At 73.4% G+C, this 18286-nt stretch carries 20 protein-coding genes; 16 read left to right on the top strand and 4 right to left on the bottom strand.

The genetic code is table 11. The features are described from left to right. Positions 1-193 precede the first annotated feature (193 nt). The 9 genes from ACFTWP_RS11215 to ACFTWP_RS11175 all read left to right on the top strand — a co-directional run bounded on the left by ACFTWP_RS11215 (position 194) and on the right by ACFTWP_RS11175 (position 10363). On the top strand, positions 194-1384 hold the full coding sequence (locus ACFTWP_RS11215) for an ROK family transcriptional regulator (protein ID WP_380264200.1): 1191 nt from the start codon (positions 194-196) through the stop codon (positions 1382-1384). 138 nt (positions 1385-1522) lie between these two features. Next, a complete protein-coding gene (locus tag ACFTWP_RS11210) occupies positions 1523-2878 on the top strand; it encodes an ABC transporter substrate-binding protein (protein WP_380264199.1) in 1356 nt (451 codons plus the stop codon). A gap of 17 nt (positions 2879-2895) precedes the next feature. Further along, complete coding sequence (locus ACFTWP_RS11205) at positions 2896-3879, top strand: carbohydrate ABC transporter permease (RefSeq protein ID WP_380264198.1); 984 nt, start codon at positions 2896-2898, stop codon at positions 3877-3879. Between the two features lie 2 nt (positions 3880-3881). Beyond that, positions 3882-4796, top strand: a complete 915-nt coding sequence (locus ACFTWP_RS11200; RefSeq protein WP_380264197.1) for a carbohydrate ABC transporter permease — start codon at positions 3882-3884, stop codon at positions 4794-4796. Beyond that, entirely contained in the window at positions 4796-6088 is a 1293-nt protein-coding gene (locus ACFTWP_RS11195; RefSeq protein WP_380264196.1) for a 6-phospho-beta-glucosidase, read from the top strand. Before ACFTWP_RS11200 ends, ACFTWP_RS11195 begins: the two co-directional genes overlap by 1 nt. A 70-nt stretch (positions 6089-6158) precedes the next feature. Beyond that, the gene (locus ACFTWP_RS11190; RefSeq protein ID WP_380264195.1) at positions 6159-7193 is read left to right on the top strand and encodes an N-acetylglucosamine kinase; all 1035 of its coding nucleotides are present in this window, start codon (positions 6159-6161) and stop codon (positions 7191-7193) included. 180 nt (positions 7194-7373) lie between these two features. Next, a complete protein-coding gene (locus tag ACFTWP_RS11185; protein WP_380264194.1) occupies positions 7374-7853 on the top strand; it encodes a PPOX class F420-dependent oxidoreductase in 480 nt (159 codons plus the stop codon). 120 nt (positions 7854-7973) lie between these two features. Continuing rightward, positions 7974-8969 (top strand): BadF/BadG/BcrA/BcrD ATPase family protein, encoded by a 996-nt coding sequence (locus ACFTWP_RS11180; protein ID WP_380264193.1) that lies wholly within the window; start codon positions 7974-7976, stop codon positions 8967-8969. Between the two features lie 110 nt (positions 8970-9079). After that, positions 9080-10363: an MFS transporter gene (locus ACFTWP_RS11175; protein WP_380264192.1), complete on the top strand. Its 1284-nt coding sequence runs from the start codon at positions 9080-9082 to the stop codon at positions 10361-10363. Between the two features lie 63 nt (positions 10364-10426). Here ACFTWP_RS11175 and ACFTWP_RS11170 read toward each other — a convergent pair whose 3' ends face one another. Both ACFTWP_RS11170 and ACFTWP_RS11165 read right to left on the bottom strand, forming a co-directional pair. Next, on the bottom strand, positions 10427-10732 hold the full coding sequence (locus tag ACFTWP_RS11170; protein ID WP_380264191.1) for an AzlD domain-containing protein: 306 nt from the start codon (positions 10730-10732) through the stop codon (positions 10427-10429). Then, entirely contained in the window at positions 10729-11523 is a 795-nt protein-coding gene (locus ACFTWP_RS11165; RefSeq protein ID WP_380264190.1) for an AzlC family ABC transporter permease, read from the bottom strand. Before ACFTWP_RS11165 ends, ACFTWP_RS11170 begins: the two co-directional genes overlap by 4 nt. Positions 11524-11733: 210 nt before the next feature. Between ACFTWP_RS11165 and ACFTWP_RS11160 the strand changes: the two genes are divergently transcribed. The 3 genes from ACFTWP_RS11160 (at position 11734) to ACFTWP_RS11150 (ending at position 13551) form a co-directional block, all read left to right on the top strand. Further along, entirely contained in the window at positions 11734-12270 is a 537-nt protein-coding gene (locus ACFTWP_RS11160) for a helix-turn-helix domain-containing protein (protein WP_380264214.1), read from the top strand. 142 nt (positions 12271-12412) lie between these two features. Next, positions 12413-12937, top strand: a complete 525-nt coding sequence (locus ACFTWP_RS11155; RefSeq protein WP_380264189.1) for a hypothetical protein — start codon at positions 12413-12415, stop codon at positions 12935-12937. A gap of 260 nt (positions 12938-13197) precedes the next feature. Beyond that, positions 13198-13551 carry a hypothetical protein gene (locus ACFTWP_RS11150; RefSeq protein WP_380264187.1) on the top strand — a complete coding sequence of 118 codons (354 nt, stop codon included), beginning with the start codon at positions 13198-13200 and terminating at the stop codon, positions 13549-13551. 50 nt (positions 13552-13601) lie between these two features. On the opposite strand, the gene ACFTWP_RS11145 is transcribed toward ACFTWP_RS11150, so the two are convergent. Then, positions 13602-13976, bottom strand: a complete 375-nt coding sequence (locus tag ACFTWP_RS11145) for a VOC family protein (protein WP_380264186.1) — start codon at positions 13974-13976, stop codon at positions 13602-13604. 76 nt (positions 13977-14052) lie between these two features. Here ACFTWP_RS11145 and ACFTWP_RS11140 point away from each other — a divergent pair, with 76 nt between their 5' ends. Further along, positions 14053-14427 (top strand): DUF4288 domain-containing protein, encoded by a 375-nt coding sequence (locus ACFTWP_RS11140; RefSeq protein ID WP_380264184.1) that lies wholly within the window; start codon positions 14053-14055, stop codon positions 14425-14427. A gap of 133 nt (positions 14428-14560) precedes the next feature. On the opposite strand, the gene ACFTWP_RS11135 is transcribed toward ACFTWP_RS11140, so the two are convergent. After that, entirely contained in the window at positions 14561-16090 is a 1530-nt protein-coding gene (locus ACFTWP_RS11135; RefSeq protein WP_380264182.1) for an MFS transporter, read from the bottom strand. Positions 16091-16226: 136 nt separating this feature from the next. Here ACFTWP_RS11135 and ACFTWP_RS11130 point away from each other — a divergent pair, with 136 nt between their 5' ends. From ACFTWP_RS11130 to ACFTWP_RS11120, 3 genes are all read left to right on the top strand, one after another. Continuing rightward, the gene (locus ACFTWP_RS11130; RefSeq protein ID WP_380264180.1) at positions 16227-16943 is read left to right on the top strand and encodes a TetR/AcrR family transcriptional regulator; all 717 of its coding nucleotides are present in this window, start codon (positions 16227-16229) and stop codon (positions 16941-16943) included. 101 nt (positions 16944-17044) lie between these two features. Continuing rightward, positions 17045-17257, top strand: coding sequence for a DUF4287 domain-containing protein (locus ACFTWP_RS11125; protein ID WP_380264178.1), 213 nt, complete (start codon positions 17045-17047; stop codon positions 17255-17257). Positions 17258-17689: 432 nt separating this feature from the next. Then, positions 17690-18268, top strand: coding sequence for a MarR family winged helix-turn-helix transcriptional regulator (locus ACFTWP_RS11120; protein WP_380264177.1), 579 nt, complete (start codon positions 17690-17692; stop codon positions 18266-18268). Positions 18269-18286: the final 18 nt, after the last annotated feature.

The raw sequence follows: 18286 nt of genomic DNA, 5'->3' as shown, positions 1-18286 counted from the left end.
GTTTCCTAACAGTTCTTGTCGCAACCACCCGGCCGTCCGGTCCGGCCGCCCCGGCCGTGCCCGCCCGGCTGCCCCGACCCACCCGCAGCACCCGCCGTACCCGTGGCACCACCCACCCCGCCGGGTGGGGACCACGTCGCCCGCCAGCCACCCCGGCCCACCGGCCGGACCACCGAAAGAGGAGGATCGACCTGTGACCGAGAACACCAGCCGCCTCCCCCTCGCCGGTACCCCCAGCCTGCTGCGCGCCATCAACGACCGGGCCGCCCTCCAGCTGCTGCTGGAGAACGGACCGCTGTCCCGCACCCAGATCGGCACCCTCACCGGCCTCTCCAAGCCCACCGCCTCCCAGCTGCTGGCCCGTCTGGAGGCGGCCGGGCTGGTCGTGCCGGTCGGCACCACCGAGGGCGGCCCCGGGCCCAACGCGCAGCTGTACCAGGTCGACCCCGCCGCCGGGTACGTCGCCGGGCTGGACGTCACCACCAGCCAGGTCCGGGTCGCGGTCGCGGACATCACCGGCCGCACCCTCGCCGAGCACGTCGTCCCCACCAAGGGCTGGCCCGCCGCCGCCACCGTCGGGAAGGTCACCGAGGCGGTGGCCGAGGCGGTGCGCCTGGCCGGCCTCGCACCCGGCAGCCTGCGCGAGATCGTGATCGGCGTCGGCGGCGCCCCCGACCCGGTCACCGGCAAGCTCCGCTACGCCTCGCACCTGCCCGGCTGGCACGCGCCGCGGCTGACCGACGAGCTCTCGACCGCGCTCGGCGCGCCGGTGAGCATCGAGAACGACGTCAACCTCGCCGCCGTCGCCGAACAGGCCTCGGGCGCGGCGCAGGGCTGCGAGGACTTCGTCCTGCTCTGGGCCGGCGAGGGCACCGGCGCCGCGATCGTGATCGCCGGGCGCCTGCACCGGGGCTTCACCGGGGGCGCCGGCGAGGTCGGCTACATGCCGGTGCCCGGCGCGCCCGTGGTCCGCGACGTCCGCCGGAAGAACTCCGGCGGGTTCCAGGAACTCGTGGGCGCGCCGGCCGTCCGGGCACTCGCCCGGGAGCACGGCCTCACCGCGCCCACCGCCGAGGAGGCGGTCCTGCTGGCCCTGGAGACCCCGGGCGCCGGCGACGACTTCCTCACCGCACTGGCCGGGCGGCTCGCCGTCGGGCTGGCCGTGATCGTCTCCGTCGTCGACCCCCAGCTCGTGGTGGTCTCCGGCGGCGTGCCGATCGCCGGCGGCGAACGGCTGCGCCTGCTCGTCGAGGACGAGCTGGCCCGGATCGCCATCTCCCGTCCGGAGGTCCGCAGCAGCGCGCTGCCCGGGCCGCCCGTCCTGCACGGCGCGCTGCAGCGCGCCCTGGCCGCCGCCCGCGAGGCGGTCTTCTCCACCCACTGACCCTCCCCGCAACCTGGACCCGGTACGGTCCCGACACCGTTCCGCCCGACACCGCAACCGCAGCACACCTTCCCCCAACCCCGCCGTGGGCGACGAGGCAATGACGCCTGCCCGCGTACCCCCCAGGAGGACCTCGAAGTGCACGCCACCACCTCCCGCAGAGCCCGCCGTACGATCGCCGCCGTCACCGGCAGCGCCGTCCTGGCGCTGCTCGCCACCGCCTGCACCGGAACCAACTCCGGCGGCGGCAACGACGATTCGGCCAGCGGCAAGGACGTCACGATCACCTTCTGGCACGGTTGGAGCCAGGACAGCGAGACCAAGGCGATCAACGACAACATCGCCGCCTTCGAGAAGGCCCACCCGAACATCCACGTCAAGGCCGTCGGGAACATCGCGGACGACAAGACCAACCAGGCGCTGCGGGCCGGCGGGGACGACGCGCCCGACGTGGTCTCCTCCTTCACCACCAACAACGTCGGCACGTTCTGCTCCTCGAACGTGTTCGCGGACCTCAACCCGCTGCTGAAGAAGGACGGCATAGACGCCGCCAAGACCTTCCCGGCGCCGATGCTCAGCTACACCCAGTTCAAGGGCAACCAGTGTTCGCTGCCGCTGCTGGGTGACGTGTTCGGCCTGTACTACAACAAGAAGGCCTTCGCCGCGGCCGGCATCACCGCGCCGCCGAAGACCTTCACCGAGTTCGCCGACGCGGCCGCCAAGCTGACCGTCGCCGACGGCGACGGCTTCAAGCAGCTCGGCTTCATGCCGAACTACCACGGCTACGAGTCGACCACCGAGCACTACCTCGGCCAGTTCGGCCCGAGCTACTTCGGCGCCGACGGCAAGTCGAGCATCGCCACCGACCCCAAGGTCGCCGCGATGCTCACCTGGCAGAAGGGCCTGGTCGACAAGCTGGGCGGCTTCGACAAGCTGGAGAAGTTCCGCTCGTCCTTCGGCGACGAGTTCAGCGCCAAGAACCCGTTCCACACCGGCCAGGTCGCGATGGCGATCGACGGTGAGTGGCGCACCGCGTCGCTGGCCACCGACAAGCCCGACTTCGAGTGGGCCACCGCGCCGTTCCCGGTGCCGGACGACCAGCTCGGCACCTACGGCCGCGGCTACCAGACCGGCACCATCATCGGCATCGCGAAGAACAGCAAGAAGCAGACCGCGGCCTGGGAGCTGGTCAAGTACCTGACCACCAACACCGACGCCGTGGTGAGCTTCGCGAACGCGATCCACAACGTGCCGAGCACCTTCGAGGCGCTCAACTCGCCGAAGCTGGACGCCGACGCGAACTTCAAGACCTTCCTCGACATCGCCAAGAACGCCAACTCCGGCACCACGCCCGCCAGCGTCAACGGCGGCGCGTACATCGTGTCCCTGCAGAACCTGGGCTACGACTACGAGTCGGGCAAGCAGACCGACCTGGCGGCCGGCCTCGCGGCCACCGCGAAGGAAATCGACGCCGCCGTGAACCAGGCGAAGTAGCGTAAGGCGAGCAACACATGGCAATCGCGTTCGGCTCCCGTAAGGCGAGTGCCGGACTCCCCGTCCCGGCGGCGCTTCGCAGCAAGCGCCGCCGGGAGGCGGCCCGCACCCTGGCCTTCCTCTCGCCCTGGCTGATCGGCTTCGGCTTCTTCTTCGTCTACCCCCTGGTCTCCACCGTCTACTTCTCCTTCACCAGCTACGACGGCTTCACGGCACCGGAGTTCACCGGCCTGAAGAACTGGTCGTACGTCTTCAACGACTACCCGTTCTTCTGGCAGGGCCTGCGGAACACCCTGTGGCTGGTCGTGGTGATGGTCTCGCTGCGGGTCGCCTTCGGTCTCGGCATCGGCATGCTGATCACCAAGGTGAAGACCGGCACCGGCCTGTTCCGGACCTTCTTCTACCTGCCGTACCTGGCTCCGCCGGTGGCCGCCACGATGGCGTTCGCCTTCCTGCTCAACCCCGGTACCGGCCCGGTCAACCAGCTGCTCGGCGACCTCGGCCTGCCGACGCCCGGCTGGTTCACCGACCCGACCTGGTCCAAGCCCGCCCTCACCATGCTGGCCATGTGGGGCATCGGCGACCTGATGGTCATCTTCATGGCCGCCCTGCTGGACGTGCCCAGGGAGCAGTACGAGGCCGCCGAGCTCGACGGCGCCGGCCCGTTCCACCGGTTCCGCTACGTCACGCTGCCGAACATCTCGCCGATCATCATGTTCGCGGTGGTCACCGGCGTGATCCAGACGATGCAGTACTACACCCAGGCGATCGTGGCCGGGAAGGTCGCCAGCGGCGTGATCGGCGGATCCGGCCAGCAGTTCGAACCCGGGTACCCGCAGGGCTCCACCTGGACCCTGCCGCAGATGGTCTACAACCTGGGCTTCCAGCGCTTCGACACCGGCTCCGCCTGCGTGATCGCCCTGATCCTGTTCGTCATCTCGATGGCGTTCACCTCGATCCTCCTGCGCCGCAAGTCCGGCTTCATGGCGAGTGAGGACTGACCATGACTCTCAGCACCACCCTCCCCGCGTCCGCCTCCGCGTCCGGCTCCGGCTCGTCGAGGCCCTCCTCCGAGGCGGCCCGGGCCGCCCGGCGCCGCGCCGCCCTGCACTGGGTGGCCGTGCACTCGACGGCCATCGCGGCCACCCTGTTCTTCGTCCTGCCGTTCGTGTTCGTCTTCCTCACCTCGGTGATGACGGACCAGCAGGCCCTCACCAGGAACCTCTGGCCCACCTCCTGGGAGTGGGGCAACTACCTCAAGGTGTGGCAGACCCCGGGCTTCCTCACCTGGTGGCGCAACACCCTGCTGTACGCGGGCCTCGGCACGCTGCTGACCGTCGTCTCCAGCCTGCCGGTCGCCTACGCGCTGGCCAAGTTCCGCTTCCGGGGCCGCAACCTCGCCCTGATGGCCGTCATCTCGATGATGATGCTGCCGCCGCAGGTCACCATCATCCCGATGTACCTGTTCTGGGCGAAGCAGATGCACCTCACCGGCACCCTCTGGCCGTTGATCATCCCGATGGCCTTCGGCGACGCCTTCTCGATCTTCCTGCTGCGCCAGTTCCTGCTGACCATCCCCAAGGAGTACATCGAGGCCGCCAAGATCGACGGCTGCGGTGACCTGCGGACCCTGCTCAAGGTCGTGCTGCCGATGGCCAGGCCGGCCATCGCCGCGGTGGCGCTGTTCCAGTTCTTCTACGCCTGGAACGACTACTTCGGCCCGCAGATCTACGCCAGCGAGAACCCCGGCGCCTGGACCCTCTCGTACGGGCTGGAGTCCTTCAAGGGCGCCCACCACACCAACTGGAACCTCACGATGGCCGCCACCCTCCTCGTCCTGGCACCCGTCATCATCCTGTTCTTCTTCGCCCAGAAAGCCTTCATCGAAGGCGTCACACTGACAGGGGTCAAGGGCTGATGTCCCCCACGCTCAAGCTCGCCATCGTCGGCGGCGGATCCACCTACACCCCCGAACTCATCGACGGTTTCGCCCGGTTGCGCGACACCCTGCCGATCGGCGAACTCGTGCTGATCGACCCGGCGGCGGACCGCCTGGAGCTGGTCGGCGGCCTGGCCCGGCGGATCTTCGCCAAGCAGGGGCACCCCGGCACCGTCAGCACCACCACGGACGTCGCGGCCGGCGTGCAGGGCGCGGACGCCGTCCTGCTGCAGCTGCGGGTCGGCGGGCAGGCCGCCCGCGACCGGGACGAGACCTGGCCGCTGGACTGCGGTTGCGTCGGCCAGGAGACCACCGGCGCCGGCGGCCTCGCCAAGGCCCTGCGGACCGTCCCGGTGGTGCTGGACATCGCCGAGCAGGTGCGCCGGGCCAACCCGGACGCCTGGATCGTCGACTTCACCAACCCGGTCGGCATCGTCACCCGGGCCCTGCAGAGCGCCGGGCACAAGGCGGTCGGCCTGTGCAACGTGGCGATCGGCTTCCAGCGGCGCTTCGCCAAGCACCTCGGCGTCGACCACGAGCTGATCCGGCTCGACCACGTGGGCCTCAACCACCTCACCTGGGAGCGCGGCGTCACCCTGCTCGACGCCCCCGGCAGCGCCACCGGCCGGGAGGTGCTCCCCGAGCTGCTCGCCGACTTCGGCAAGGAGATCTCCGAGGACCTGCACCTGCCGCTGCCGGTGATCCGGCGCCTCGGCGTCGTCCCCTCGTACTACCTGCGGTACTTCTACCAGCACGACGTGGTGGTGGAGGAGCTGAGGGCGAAGGGCTCGCGGGCGAAGGAGGTCGCCGCGATCGAGCGGCAGCTGCTGGAGATGTACGCCGACCCGGCGCTGGACACCAAGCCGGAGCTGCTCGCCCAGCGCGGCGGCGCGTTCTACTCCGAGGCCGCCGTCCAGCTGATCGCCTCCCTGCTGGGCACCGACGGACGCACCACCGTCCAGGTGGTCAACACCCGCAACGACGGCGTGCTGCCCTTCCTGCCCGACGACGCCGTCATCGAGGTGCCGGCCGAGGTCGACGCCGCCGGCGTGCGCCCGCTGCCCCAGCGCCCCGTGGAGCCGCTCTACGCCGGCCTGATCGCCGGCGTGACCGCGTACGAGCAGCTCGCCCTGGACGCCGCGCTCAAGGGCGGCCGGGACCGCGTCTTCGACGCCCTGCTCGCGCACCCGCTGGTCGGGCAGCTGGAGCTCGCGGACAAGCTCACCGACAGCCTGCTCGCCAACAACCGCGAGCACCTCCACTGGGCCTGAGCAGCCCTCAGCAGCACCGAGAAACCCCGGTCGGGACGACGGCCGGGGCACGTACGAGCGCGGGGACCTGATGACCCACCAGCCCGATCCACTCCTGCCCGGTGTCCTGGCCATCGACGCCGGCAACAGCAAGACCGACGTCGCCCTCGTCGGTGCCGACGGCGCCGTCCTCGGCAGCGCCCGGGGCGGCGGCTTCCAGCCGCACCTGGTCGGCCCGCGGGCCGCGATCGCCGCCCTGGTGCCGCTGGTCACGGCGGCGGCGGCGCAGGCCGGCCTCGCCCTCGGCGACACCCCGCTGACCAGCCACGTCAGCGCCTGTCTGGCCAACGCCGACCTCCCGGTGGAGGAGCGACTGCTGCAGGCCGCCATCGAGGAGCAGCCGTGGGGTGTCACCGCGGCCGTGGTCAACGACACCTTCGGCCTGCTGCGGGCGGGCACCGACGGGCCGCGCGGCGTGGCCGTGGTCTGCGGCGCCGGCATCAACTGCGTGGGCCTGCTGCCGGACGGCCGGACCGCCCGGTTCCCCGCCCTCGGCGAGCTCACCGGCGACTGGGGCGGCGGCGCGGGCCTGGCGGCCAGCAGCATGTGGCACGCGGTCCGGGCGGAGGACGGCCGGGGCGCGCCCACCGCGCTGGCCGCCGCGATCGCCGAGCACTTCGGCCTGCCGAGCACCAGCGCCGTCGCCGAGGCCATGCACCTCGGCCAGCTCGACCGCAACCGGCTGCACGAGATCGTCCGGGTGCTGTTCGCCACGGCCCAGGCCGGCGACGGCCCGGCGCTGGAGCTGGTCGACCGCCAGGCGGACGAGATCACCCGGCTGGCGATCGTCGCCCTGACCCGGCTCGACCTGCTCGCCGAACCCACCCCGGTGGTGCTCGGCGGCGGCGTGCTGGCCTCGCGTCAGCCGCTGCTGATCGACAACGTCACCGCCCGACTGGCCGCCGCCGCACCGCAGGCCGAGCCGCGCATCGTGGTCGCCCCGCCGGTGCTCGGCGCCGCACTGCTCGGCCTGGACCACCTGGAGGCGGCCGGCCTCGGCGGCGGCCCCGCGGCCCAGGAGCGGCTGCGCACGGCGTACTCGCTGCCGGAGGCGGTCGCGGCCTGACGCACCGAAGCCCCCGGGAGGGGGCGGCCACCAGGGATCCGGCGTCCGCCGGGGAGGTCGGCCGGACGGGCCCGCACGCCCGCCCGGCCGGCTCCCCCGGCGGACGCCGGTGCGTCCGGTCCCGGCGCCCCGGTGGACACCTCCCCGGACGGGCGGCGCACCTCGTCTACGCTCGTCCCCATGAGCCCCTCGATCGCCTCGAACACCCGTGTGGAACTGGCCGGGTTGCTGGAGTTCCTCCGCCCGCGCCACCGCGCGCTCCTGCTCACCCGCCGGGCCGACGGCTCCCCGCAGGCCTCGCCGCTGACCTGCGGGGTGGACGACGCCGGACGGATCGTCATCTCCACGTACCCGGAGCGGGCGAAGGTCCGCAACCTGCGCCGCGACCCGGCGGTCAGCGTGGTGGTGCTGTCCGACGAGTGGAACGGACCGTGGGTGCAGGTCGACGGCGAGGCGGAGGTGATCGACCTGCCCGAGGCGGTCGAGCCGCTCGTCGAGTACTACCGCACCATCGCCGGCGAGCACCCGGACTGGGACGAGTACCGGGCCGCGATGGTCAGGCAGGGCAAGTCGCTGATCCGGATCACCCCGCGCCGCTGGGGCCCGATCGCCACCGGCGGCTTCCCTGCCCGCCTGGTCGAGGACGGGGACGGGGGCTGACCCGGCCGCTCGGCCCCGTCCGCTCGGCGGCTCGGCCGCTCAGCGGCTCGGCGGCGGCTGCTCGGCCGACCGACCCGGCACGAACCCACTCACCCCACGAACCCGAAGGGGAACACGGCGATGTCCGGCCCTGATGGTCCCCTCGTCCTCGGCCTCGACGTCGGCGCCACCACCACCCGCGGGGTGCTCACCGACCTGACGGGCCGGCGCCTCGGCTCCGCCCTCGCGGCCGGCGGCAACCCGCAGGCGCAGGGCGGACGGGCCGCCGCCGAGCGGATCGGCGCGGTGCTGCGGGACGCCCTCGGCGACCACGACCCGGCGCGGCTCGGCGCGTGCGTGATCGGCCTGGCCGGCTACCGGCGGTTCGCCACCGACGCCGCCGCGGTGGCCTTCGCCGAGGAGTGCCGCGCGGCGGCCGGGCCGGCCGTGCCCGGCTCCCTGCGGCCGGCCCTGCGGCCGGACGCCGAGGTGGCCTTCGCCGCCGGGACGCGCGCGGCGGACGGCGTCGTGCTGATCGGCGGGACGGGCGCGGTGGCCTGCCGGCTCCAGCGCCGCCGGGTGAGCAGCACCCGTGGCGGCCAGGGCTGGCTGCTCGGCGACGAGGGCTCCGGCTTCTGGATCGGACGGGAGGCGGCCCGGCACGCACTGGACGCGCTGGGCGCCGGGTCCGGTGCGCCGGACGCGCTGACGGCGGCCGTGCTCGCCGCCCTGGAGGTGCCGGCACGCCCGCGGGCCGGGGCCGTCGCGGGTCTGCTGCGCGCGGTCTACGACGCACCGTCGACGGTGCCAGCCGGCCTGGCCCCGGTGGTCGCCGACGCGGCGGCGGCCGGTGACCCGGCCGCGGCCCGGATCGTGACCGCGGCGGCGGCCCGGCTGGCCGCCCTGGTCGAAGCCGCCCTGCCGGCCGGCGCCCCGCCGGAGCCGATCGTGCTGGCGGGCGCCGTGGCGGCCTCCCCCGGCCCGGTGCGGGAGGCGCTGACGGCCGCCCTGGCCGGCCTGCCGGGAGAGGTCGTGGTGGCCGGCGACACCACCATGGCCGCTGCCTGGCTGGCCGCCCGCACGGTCGTACCGGGCACCCCGCACGAGGCCTTCCTGCCGCCGGCGGGGGAGGTCTGACCACCGGTCGCGACCGGTCGACCCCTGCCCGTCTGCTGGACGCCGCCGCCCCAGCCCGCCGGGTTCGGGTTGAGTGGCGGGCAGGCACGGCGGCCGAGCAGGAGGTGGCGATGATGCGGGGCCCGCAAGGCGAACCGGCGACGGGCGACGGACCGGCGACGGGCGGGGAGCCGGCGCCCGACCGGCGGCGCTGGCTGGTGCTCGCCGTCGGGATGCTGGCGATGACGGCCGGCTGCGCCTTCCAGTTCGGACTGCCCTACCTGATCCCGGCCCTGCGCGACGGGGGTCTGACGCTGGGGCAGGCCGGGATGCTGGCGGCCTGCCCGACGGTCGGCCTGGTGCTGACCCTCACGGCCTGGGGTTCGGCGGCGGACCGCTGGGGCGAGCGCTGGGTGCTGGCCGGCGGGCTGGGCCTGGCGGGGCTGGTGCTGCTGGCCGCTCCGGCGGTCCGCGGGACGACCGCCCTGGGCGCCTGTTTCGTGCTCGCGGGCGCCGCCGGCGCCTCCGCGCACGCGTCCAGCGGGCGGCTGATCCTCGGGTGGTTCCCGGCCCGGGAGCGGGGCGTGGCGATGGGGCTGCGGCAGACCTCGCTGCCGCTGGGGATGGCGGTGGCGGCGGTGCTGCTGCCCCGGACCGCCGTGCACGGACGCGGCGCCGCCCTGGCCGTGCTCGGCGCGATGAGCCTGGCGGCGGCGCTGCTGGTGGTGGTGGCCGTCCGCGATCCGGCGCGGCCGGCCGGCGACGCCGCACCGCGGACCGGGTCGCCGTACCGGACGCCGGTGCTGTGGCGGCTGCACGGCGCGGCGACGCTGCTGGTGGTGCCGCAGTTCGTGGTGGGCACCTTCGCGCTGGTGCTGCTGGTGGACGAGCGGGGCTGGTCGCCGTCGGCGGCCGGGGTGCTGCTGGCCTGCGTACAGGTCGCCGGGGCCGGCGCACGGCTGACCTCGGGACGCTGGTCGGACGTGGTGGGCAGTCGGACCAGGCCGATGCGGCTGCTCGCCCTGGTCACCGCCGGGGCCCTGGCGGCGCTGACGCTCTGCGTGCTGACCGGCTCGCCCGTCACGACGGTGGCACTGGTGGCCACCGGGGTGGTGACGGTCAGCACCAACGGCCTCTCCTTCACCGCCGTCGCCGAGTACGCGGGCAGCGGCTGGGCGGGCCGGGCGCTGGGGGTGCACACCACCGTGCAGAACGCGGTGGCGGCCTGCGTGCCGGCGGTGGCGGCGCGGCTGATCGGCGCGGGGGGCTTCGGCCTCGCCTACGGGCTGGCCGTGGCCTTCCCGCTGCTGGCCGCCGCCCTGGTGCCGGCCGGACTCCGCCCGCCGGACGCCGCCGGGGCGCCGGGGCGGGCGGCCGCGCCGCCCGGGGACGTGCTCGCGCCCGCCCGTCCCTGAGGGGCCAGCCGACCTGGCCGATCCCCGCCCGCGAGGGCCTGCCCGTGGGCTGCCGAACCGGTCTCAGATGAGCAGCCGGGCCAGCGCCGTGACGGCGACCGCGACGCCGACGACCAGCAGGAAGGGTGCCCGGCGCCAGGCGGCGAAGGCGGCGGCGGCCAGACCGAGGGCGCGGGCGTCCAGGGTGAGCCCGCCGTCCTTGCCGAAGGTCTGCAGGGCGGTGAGGGCGGCCAGCAGGGCGACGGGGATGAGTGCGGCGGAGCGGCGCACGGCCGGCCGCTCCAGCAGCCCTGCCGGGATGCTCAGGCCGACGAGCTTGAGCAGGTAGCAGCCCAGCGCGGTGGCGCCGATGGCGATCCAGACGGTCATGCGACGGTCTCCGTTCCAGCAGCGCCGGGGGTGTCGGATCGGTCGGCGGTGTCCGATCGGTCGGGGGTGCCGGGGGCGCCCCCGCGGGGGCGGCCGGCGGCCAGCACGATCGGCACGGCGGCGATCGAGAGCAGGACCGGCACCCCGGTGGGCAGCACCACGGTGGCGGCCAGGGCCAGGGCGGCGCCGACGCCGGCCACCTTGAGCTCCGCCGCGCCCTCCCGCAGCCGGGGGGCGAGCAGCGCCAGGAAGACCGCCGGACCGGCCGCGTCCAGCCCGTACGCGGCCGGGTCGCCGAGGGCGTCGGCGCCCATGGCACCGGCCAGGGTGCAGAGGTTCCAGGTGGCGAACAGGCTGATCCCGGTGACGGCGAAGCCGAGCCGGGCGGAGCGGCGGTCGGGCTGGGTGAGCGCGACCGCGGCCGACTCGTCGATCATCAGGTGGGCGGCGAACGGGCGCAGCAGTCGGGGGATCGCCAGCCTGGGCCCGAGCCGCAGCCCGTAGAAGGCGTTGCGGGCGCCGAGGAACAGCGCGCCGAGCACGGCCGCCGGTAGCGCGGCTCCGGCGGCCAGCGCGCTGACCAGGGCGAACTGCGAGGCGCCGGTGAACACCAGCAGGCTGAGCCCGCAGGTCTGCCAGACGCTGAGGTGGGCGGCGCTGCCGGCCACGCCGAAGGCGAGGCCGGAGACGCCGACGGTGAGCCCGATCCCGAGGGAGTCGCGCACGACGGCCGCCGTGGCCTTCCGCGCGGGGGCTGGCGCGACGGTCGGCAGATCCTGTTCCACAGTCATCCGGTCACACTCATCCGGTCCGCACTTCGGTGATGTTCGCCTTGGCGAACGCCTGTCCATTAGAGTGAACGAGACGGGGAAGGCGTTCGTCAAGTCGAACAAGCGGACTTCTGGAGCGAACACGTGGCAGACGGCGCGGCAGACGGCGCGGGGAACGGCGCTACGAGCGGGACGGACACGGCCGGAGCCCAGCCGGCCCCGCCCAACCCGATCGCCCTGATCGCCGTGTCGATCCGGCGGGAGCGGGAACGCACCGGCCTGTCCATGACCGAGCTCGCCAAGCGCGCCGGCATCGCCAAGTCCACCCTCTCCCAGCTCGAATCGGGCCTCGGCAACCCCAGCGTCGAGACCCTCTGGGCGCTGGGCGTCGCACTCGACGTCCCGTTCAGCCGGCTGGTCGACCCGCCGCGTCCGGTGGTCAGGGTGATCCGCGCGGGCGAGGGCCCGGTCACCCACTCCGAGCGCGCCGACTATTCGGCCACCCTGCTCGCCTCCTGCCCCCCGAACGCCCGCCGCGACATCTACCGGATCGAGGCCCAGCCCGGCGAGGCCCGCACCTCGGACCCGCACAACCCCGGCACCACCGAACACCTGCTGCTGAGCACCGGCCGGGCCTTGGTCGGCCCCGCCGAGGACCCGGTCGAACTGGCCCCCGGCGACTACATCGCCTACCCGGGCGACACCCCGCACATCTTCCGCGCGCTCGCGCCGGACACCACCGCGGTCATCGTCATGGAGCACACCTGACCGGCCCGGACGAGGCCCGGTCGGCGGTCTCCCGCAGAGCTCCGCAGGCTCCGGACGGGCGGCCCGGGCGAGGCGGTGATATCCGGTCAGACCTCGAACACGCCGGTGACGCCGGGGCGAGGGGCCCCTACGCTCACGGACCATGCCAAGGACAAAGCCCCGAAGCCTCAGGCTTGCCGCGCTCTTTCTCCTGCTGCTCGGCCTGATCGGCCTCTCCCAGCCGGCCCAGGCCGCCACCTCGACCGTGACCCCGTACTTCGCCATGTCGGCGGACCGGACCTCCGCCCACCCCGGCGAAAGCGTCACGGTGACCATGACGTTCACCAACAACCAGACCACCGACGTGCAGTTCGTCTTCCAGTCGTTCCAGCAGACCTACGAGACCATGCTCGCCGTGTCCGCCGGGCTGACCTACGGCTGGACCGGCTGCACCGACGACCAGGGCCACGCCTGCACACCCGGCGTCGCCCCGGGCTTCACCGCGCTGATCCACCCGGGCGAGTCCCGGACGGCCACCCTGACCTACCTGATCGGCGCCGACAGCAACTGCGGCGGCCCCGTCAAGCTCGGCTTCTACTCCTACGTCTACTACGAGTGGGACGGCGGCGCCGGCACCCAGGACGGCCTCAGCTACACCGGCGACACCTTCGTGAACTGCCTCGTGTGACCGGCTCCCGTCCGCCCCCGCTCTCCCGGGGGCGGACGGGACGTCGACTCCGGCCCCGCGCACGGCGCACCGCGACCCCGGCTGACGCCCGACTCCGGCACGTCGCGAACCGTCACCGACCAGGCCTTCAAAGGACTGGCCTCGGCAGCGAGGCCGGTGGGACGATCGTCGACGGTCGACTCCGGTGGGCCGTAGACGAGGAGTTCGGGCGGGCCGGCCACCCGCGAACTCCGGAAGCGCTCGAATCACCGAGGTAGCAGATGAACAGGGACGTCCGGTTCGTCCGGGATCTCGTCGCCCGGATACCCGCATTCGACGACCTCTACCGGAGTCACGTCTTCAATGAGGACGGCGTGCTCGCCCACGTGATCTTCTGGGACATCACCCTGGCAACCGTTGCCTCCTATCTCGGCGACGAGGACGAACCGGACTGGCGGAGCACTCTCCCGTTCCTGGAGGAGCAGCTGAGCCTCGGAGTCCCCGAGATCAGCGAGGTGGTCGTGACCTCGTTTCTCAACTACCTCCCGTGGCCGGGCGAACCCGGCCACGGGATCGTCCGGGAGCTCGGTCCGGCGATGGCGCGGAGCTTCGCCTCGATCCGCCCTTCGGGGTGAGCAGGACGGAGCCCCGCAGTCGACCGATCGCGCCGGGACCGGAGCAGGCCTCAGCCGTGCGCGGTGTCGATGACGCAGAAGCGGTTGCCCTCCGGGTCCGCGAGGACGACGAAGTCGGGGTCGTCCGGGTAGCTGTCCCAGTCCACCCGGACGGCGCCGAGGGCGACCAGCCGTTCGACCTCGGCGGCCTGCTCGGCCGCGTCCTGCGCGTACAGGTCGAGGTGCACCCGGGGGTGCGACTGCACGGGAGTGACACTGCGGCCGAGCGCCACCGGCGTCCCGGCGCCGCCCTGCGCCGGGACGAGGACGACCCAGTCGTCCTCCACCACACCGTCCCGCGGGACGTACCCCAGCGCCCGCCCCCAGAACTCCGCCGCCCGACGTACGTCCTGGACGCCCAGGACCACCGATCCGATTCTCAGCATGGGCCCGATTCTGCCGGGCGGACCGCCGAAGTGCCCGCCCTCGAACTCGAAACCGACACAAGGGATCTGCCGACCGATGAGCGACGCCCCACCGACGGACGCGCAGGAGCCGCAATCCTGGTTCTCCTGTCGCATCAGGTTCGCGCACCTCTCCACCGACAGCGAGACCCTGCTTCTGCGGACCTCGGCCTACCTGGTCCGGGCAGCCGACTACGAGAGCGCCCTTCCTCGCGCGTTGGAGATCGGACGCCGGGAGGAGAAGGCGTACCCGAACGCCTCCGGGGGAACAGCTCGGATCGCCGTGGTCGAGATCGAGACGATCGACATGCTGGAGGAGCTGACGGACGGCACCGAGGTCGCGTCCCTCTGGTCGGATGACATCACGCCGTCGCCGTGGGATTGGGATCACCGGTTCCGTCCGGAGAACTCCCGCCCCGGCAGCAGCCTCTGACGCCGTCCGACCCGAATCAGCGGGCCGCCCGCCGGATGTCCGGCGGGCGGCCCTGCGCTGCGGCGGGCGGTGGCCGGCCCTGCGCTGCGGCGGGCGGTGGCCGGCCCTGCGCTGCGGCGGGTGGTGGCCGGCCTCAGTGTTCGCCCTCCGGGCGGGGGTGGTGCGGGAGGAGGAAGGCGACCAGGAAGGCCACGGCGAGAGCGGCGGCGACCAGGGCCAGGGTGAGGGCGGCGGCGGGCTGGAAGCCGTGGCCGGCGGCGTGGTCGAAGAGGACGGTGCCGAAGACCGCGACGCCGACCGAACCGCCGAGCTGCTGGACGGCGTTGAGGACGCCGGAGGCGGAGCCGACCTCGTGGTCGTCGACGCCGGCGAGGGCGATGTCGAAGAACGGCGCCATGATCAGGCCGAGGCCGAAGCCGGTGAGCAGGACGGCGGGCACCAGCTCCCAGCTGGTGAGGTCGACCGGCCAGTGGGTGGTGCAGGCGCGGACACCCAGGATGCCCAGGGCGGCCACGGCCAGGCCGGCGTGCAGCACCCGGCGGCCGTACCGGGGGGCCAGTTTGGCGCCGGAGAGGATCGCGCCGGCGACCATGCCGAGCGAGAGCGGGATCATCGTCAGGCCCGCGTGCAGCGGGGTCCAGCCCAGGCCCAGCTGGAAGTACAGGGTGAGGGCGAGCATCAGGCCGCTGAGCGCGCCGAAGAAGACCAGACCGGTGGCCAGGGCCGAGGTGAAGGGGCGCTTGGCGAGCAGGGAGGGCTCGACCAGCGGGGAGCGGCCGGTGCGCTCGGCCCAGCGCTGGTGGCGCAGGAACAGCCAGAGCACCGGCAGGGCGGCGGCCATCGCGAGGTACGTCCAGAGCGGCCAGCCGAGCTCGCGCCCCTGGACGAGCGGGTAGACGGCGAGCAGCACGGCGGCGCTGAGCAGCAGGACGCCGACCGGGTCGAGGCGGGTCGCGCCGGCGCCCCGGGTGCGGGTGTCGGCGGGGAGGATCCGGACGGCGGCGAGCACGGCGATCAGGCCGAGCGGCAGGTTGATCAGGAAGATCATGCGCCAGCCGGTGCCGAACAGGTCGGCCGAGGTCAGGTAGCCGCCGAGGGTGGGCCCGAGGACGGAGGAGAGGCCGAGCACCGGGCCGAACAGGGCGAAGGCGGCGCCGGTCTCCCTGGGCGGGAACATGGCCTTGATCAGGCCGAGGCCCTGCGGGATGAGCAGCGCGCCGAAGGCGCCCTGGGCGATCCGGGCGCCGATCAGCAGGCCCGGGCCGGTCGCGACGGCGCAGAGGGTGGAGGCGAGGGTGAATCCGGCCGCCCCGAGGACGAAGAGGCGCTTGCGGCCGTAGAGGTCGCCCAGCCGGGCGCCGGTGACGAGCAGGACGGCGAAGGCCAGCGTGTACGCGGCGGCGATCCACTGGATCTGGGTGTCGCTGCCGCCGAAGGCGCGCTGGATGGCGGGCGAGGCGACCTGGACGATCGTCGTGTCGAGCAGGTCCATCACCTCGGCGACCAGGATCACCGCGAGGCCGGCCCACCGGAGGCGGTAGCGGGTCTCGGTCGGGGCGACGGACTCGGGCGGGGTGGGTGGCGCGGGCGGGGTGGACGTCACGGGTGGCGCGGGTGACGTCGGTGGTGTGGGGGTGGCGGAGGGTGCGGCCTGGGAGGACATGGGAATCCCTTCGAGGGAGGGGCGAACGTCGTTCGTCCTAACGAACAGTGTTCTATTTCGACGAACACCGTTCTTCCATGGAACAGTGTTCGTGTCAAGTAGGGTGGGCCTGACGACGACCCCGGAGGAGCCCACCGTGACCAGTGCCGCCCCGAGTCCGAGCTGGCCAGGGTCCTGGCAGGGCAAGGAGAAGGCCGCCCCCAAGCGCCGGCCGCTCAGCCGCGAGCGCATCGTCGAGGCCGCCCTGGCGATCATCGACGGCGAGGGCCTGGAGGCCCTGAGCATGCGGCGGGTCGCCCAGGACCTCGGCACCGGCGCCGCCAGCCTCTACGCGCACTTCAGCAACAAGGACGAGCTGATCGAGCAGGTCCTCGACCTCGCGTACACGGAGATCGAGTTGGAGCAGCCCGACCCGGGCCGCTGGGAGGAGCAGCTGAAGGACCTGATGCGCCGCTCGCGGGACGTCCTGCTCAGCCACGGGGACCTCGCCCGGGCCGCCGTGGTGGCGAACGTGCCCGTCACCCCGCACGCGATGGACGTGGCGGAGTCCATGCTCGCGATCCTGCGCGCCGGCGGCCTGGACGAGCGGACGGCGGCGTACGGGGTCGACCTGCTCGGGCTGTACGTCACGGCGACGGCCTTCGAGCAGGCGACCAGGAGCGGCCACAGCCAGGCCGACACCGACGCCTACAGCGAGCGGATCCAGGGCTACTTCGCCTCCGCCCCGGCCGATCGCTACCCGATGATGACCTCGATGGCGGCGGCCCTCACCAGGAACGTGGGGGACGAGCGCTTCGACTTCGGCCTGGAGATCCTGGTCGCCGGACTCGCCCGGACCTCCGGGGCCGACTGAACGACCGACCGAACGACCGATGCGGCGTCATCCGGCGGCTTGGCGGGCCCGGTCACTGCCGCTGCACTGTCGCTGTCGGCGGCGGGTGCGACGATGACGGCATGACCGAACCGGTGAAGGGCCCCGCCAGTTACTTCCCCTCGATCGAGAAGAAGTACGGCCGGCCGATCGAGGAGTGGAAGGGCCTGATCCGGTCCTCGCCGCTGACCAAGCACATGGAGCTCGTCTCCTGGCTCAAGACCGAACACGGGATGGGCCACGGGCACGCCAATGCCCTGGTCGCACACACCCTCGCGGAGGACAGCGGCAAGTAGGGCCCTCCGTCCGAACCGTCGCAGCCCAACGAGCCACCGCGCCGGGGCTGTTGGTGGTGTGTTGGTGAACCGTTGGCGGCCGGCGGCAGAGTTCCCTTCGCAGGCCGTCCTCCTGCCGGCAGTCACCCGCGCTCGTGCCCGACGTCTTCGGCGAGCGCGGCCCGGGCATCGCCGAGCCGCTCCGGCGGATGCCCGACCGTGGCCCGAGGCCGCCGCCCCCTGAACTCCGGGGTCGGCGGCCTCGGGTCGTCAGGGGCGGGCGGGCCGACGGGTGTGGGCCCGCCCGGCCCGCCCGACCCCCTCGACCCTCTCGGCCCGTCCGACTCACTCAGCGGTCTCCCCGCGCTGCCCGCCCGACGACTCCCCCGGCCGGCGGCGCTTTCCCGAACCCCTTGGCGGGGCACCGGACCCAGAGTAAGGTACTGCTTCATTATGAAGGACGTACATAAATCTCCGGAGGGCTTCCCCGCCGACGACGGCGGCCTCCTCTACGACCCCGGAGTCCGGGAGTCGATGGGCACGTTCGCACTGGACGGCGACACCCTGGCCCTGGAGGCGGCCGCGGCCGTCCGCTCGGCCTCGCAGGCCGTCGACCGGCTGCGCTCGCAGGGCGCGACCGGGCGCGGCCTGAGCGCCGGCGCGCTGGACGTCCTCGTACGGCTGGGCGCCGACACCGGCGAGGGTCTGAGCATCGGCGAACTGGCGCGCGCCGGCGGGGTGAGCTCCCGCAACATCACCGGACTGGTCGACACGCTGGAGCGCGACCACCTGGTGCAACGGGTCCAGGACCGGCAGGACCGCCGGTCGGTCCGGGTCCGGATCACCCCGGTCGGCCACGACTGGCTGGAGTCGTTCCGCGGGCCCACCCAGCGAGCCATGTCCGCGGTCTTCCAGGGCTTCACCCCCGACGACCTGGCCCGATTCCGGCACCTGTGCCTGCGCCTGGTCGAGAACCAGCAGCGGATCGAGCGCTACCTGCACACCCAACGGCCCGACCAGCCGGCCACCTGAACCGCCGAACCCGTCTCC

It is taken from the genome of Kitasatospora sp. NPDC057015 (genome assembly GCF_042673745.1).
GTDB lineage: Bacteria > Actinomycetota > Actinomycetes > Streptomycetales > Streptomycetaceae > Kitasatospora.
This window is presented reverse-complemented; position numbering and strand designations above follow the sequence as displayed.

Bases quoted from the DNA above. Each gene is read 5' to 3' on its own strand.
- ACFTWP_RS11205 (WP_380264198.1), top strand. From the start codon at position 2,896: ATGGCAATCGCGTTCGGCTCCCGTAAGGCGAGTGCCGGACTCCCCGTC.
- ACFTWP_RS11200 (WP_380264197.1), top strand. From the start codon at position 3,882: ATGACTCTCAGCACCACCCTCCCCGCGTCCGCCTCCGCGTCCGGCTCC.
- ACFTWP_RS11195 (WP_380264196.1), top strand. From the start codon at position 4,796: ATGTCCCCCACGCTCAAGCTCGCCATCGTCGGCGGCGGATCCACCTAC.
- ACFTWP_RS11190 (WP_380264195.1), top strand. From the start codon at position 6,159: ATGACCCACCAGCCCGATCCACTCCTGCCCGGTGTCCTGGCCATCGAC.
- ACFTWP_RS11185 (WP_380264194.1), top strand. From the start codon at position 7,374: ATGAGCCCCTCGATCGCCTCGAACACCCGTGTGGAACTGGCCGGGTTG.
- ACFTWP_RS11180 (WP_380264193.1), top strand. From the start codon at position 7,974: ATGTCCGGCCCTGATGGTCCCCTCGTCCTCGGCCTCGACGTCGGCGCC.
- ACFTWP_RS11175 (WP_380264192.1), top strand. From the start codon at position 9,080: ATGATGCGGGGCCCGCAAGGCGAACCGGCGACGGGCGACGGACCGGCG.
- ACFTWP_RS11170 (WP_380264191.1), bottom strand. From the start codon at position 10,732: ATGACCGTCTGGATCGCCATCGGCGCCACCGCGCTGGGCTGCTACCTG.
- ACFTWP_RS11165 (WP_380264190.1), bottom strand. From the start codon at position 11,523: ATGACTGTGGAACAGGATCTGCCGACCGTCGCGCCAGCCCCCGCGCGG.
- ACFTWP_RS11155 (WP_380264189.1), top strand. From the start codon at position 12,413: ATGCCAAGGACAAAGCCCCGAAGCCTCAGGCTTGCCGCGCTCTTTCTC.
- ACFTWP_RS11150 (WP_380264187.1), top strand. From the start codon at position 13,198: ATGAACAGGGACGTCCGGTTCGTCCGGGATCTCGTCGCCCGGATACCC.
- ACFTWP_RS11145 (WP_380264186.1), bottom strand. From the start codon at position 13,976: ATGCTGAGAATCGGATCGGTGGTCCTGGGCGTCCAGGACGTACGTCGG.
- ACFTWP_RS11140 (WP_380264184.1), top strand. From the start codon at position 14,053: ATGAGCGACGCCCCACCGACGGACGCGCAGGAGCCGCAATCCTGGTTC.
- ACFTWP_RS11135 (WP_380264182.1), bottom strand. From the start codon at position 16,090: ATGTCCTCCCAGGCCGCACCCTCCGCCACCCCCACACCACCGACGTCA.
- ACFTWP_RS11125 (WP_380264178.1), top strand. From the start codon at position 17,045: ATGACCGAACCGGTGAAGGGCCCCGCCAGTTACTTCCCCTCGATCGAG.
- ACFTWP_RS11120 (WP_380264177.1), top strand. From the start codon at position 17,690: ATGAAGGACGTACATAAATCTCCGGAGGGCTTCCCCGCCGACGACGGC.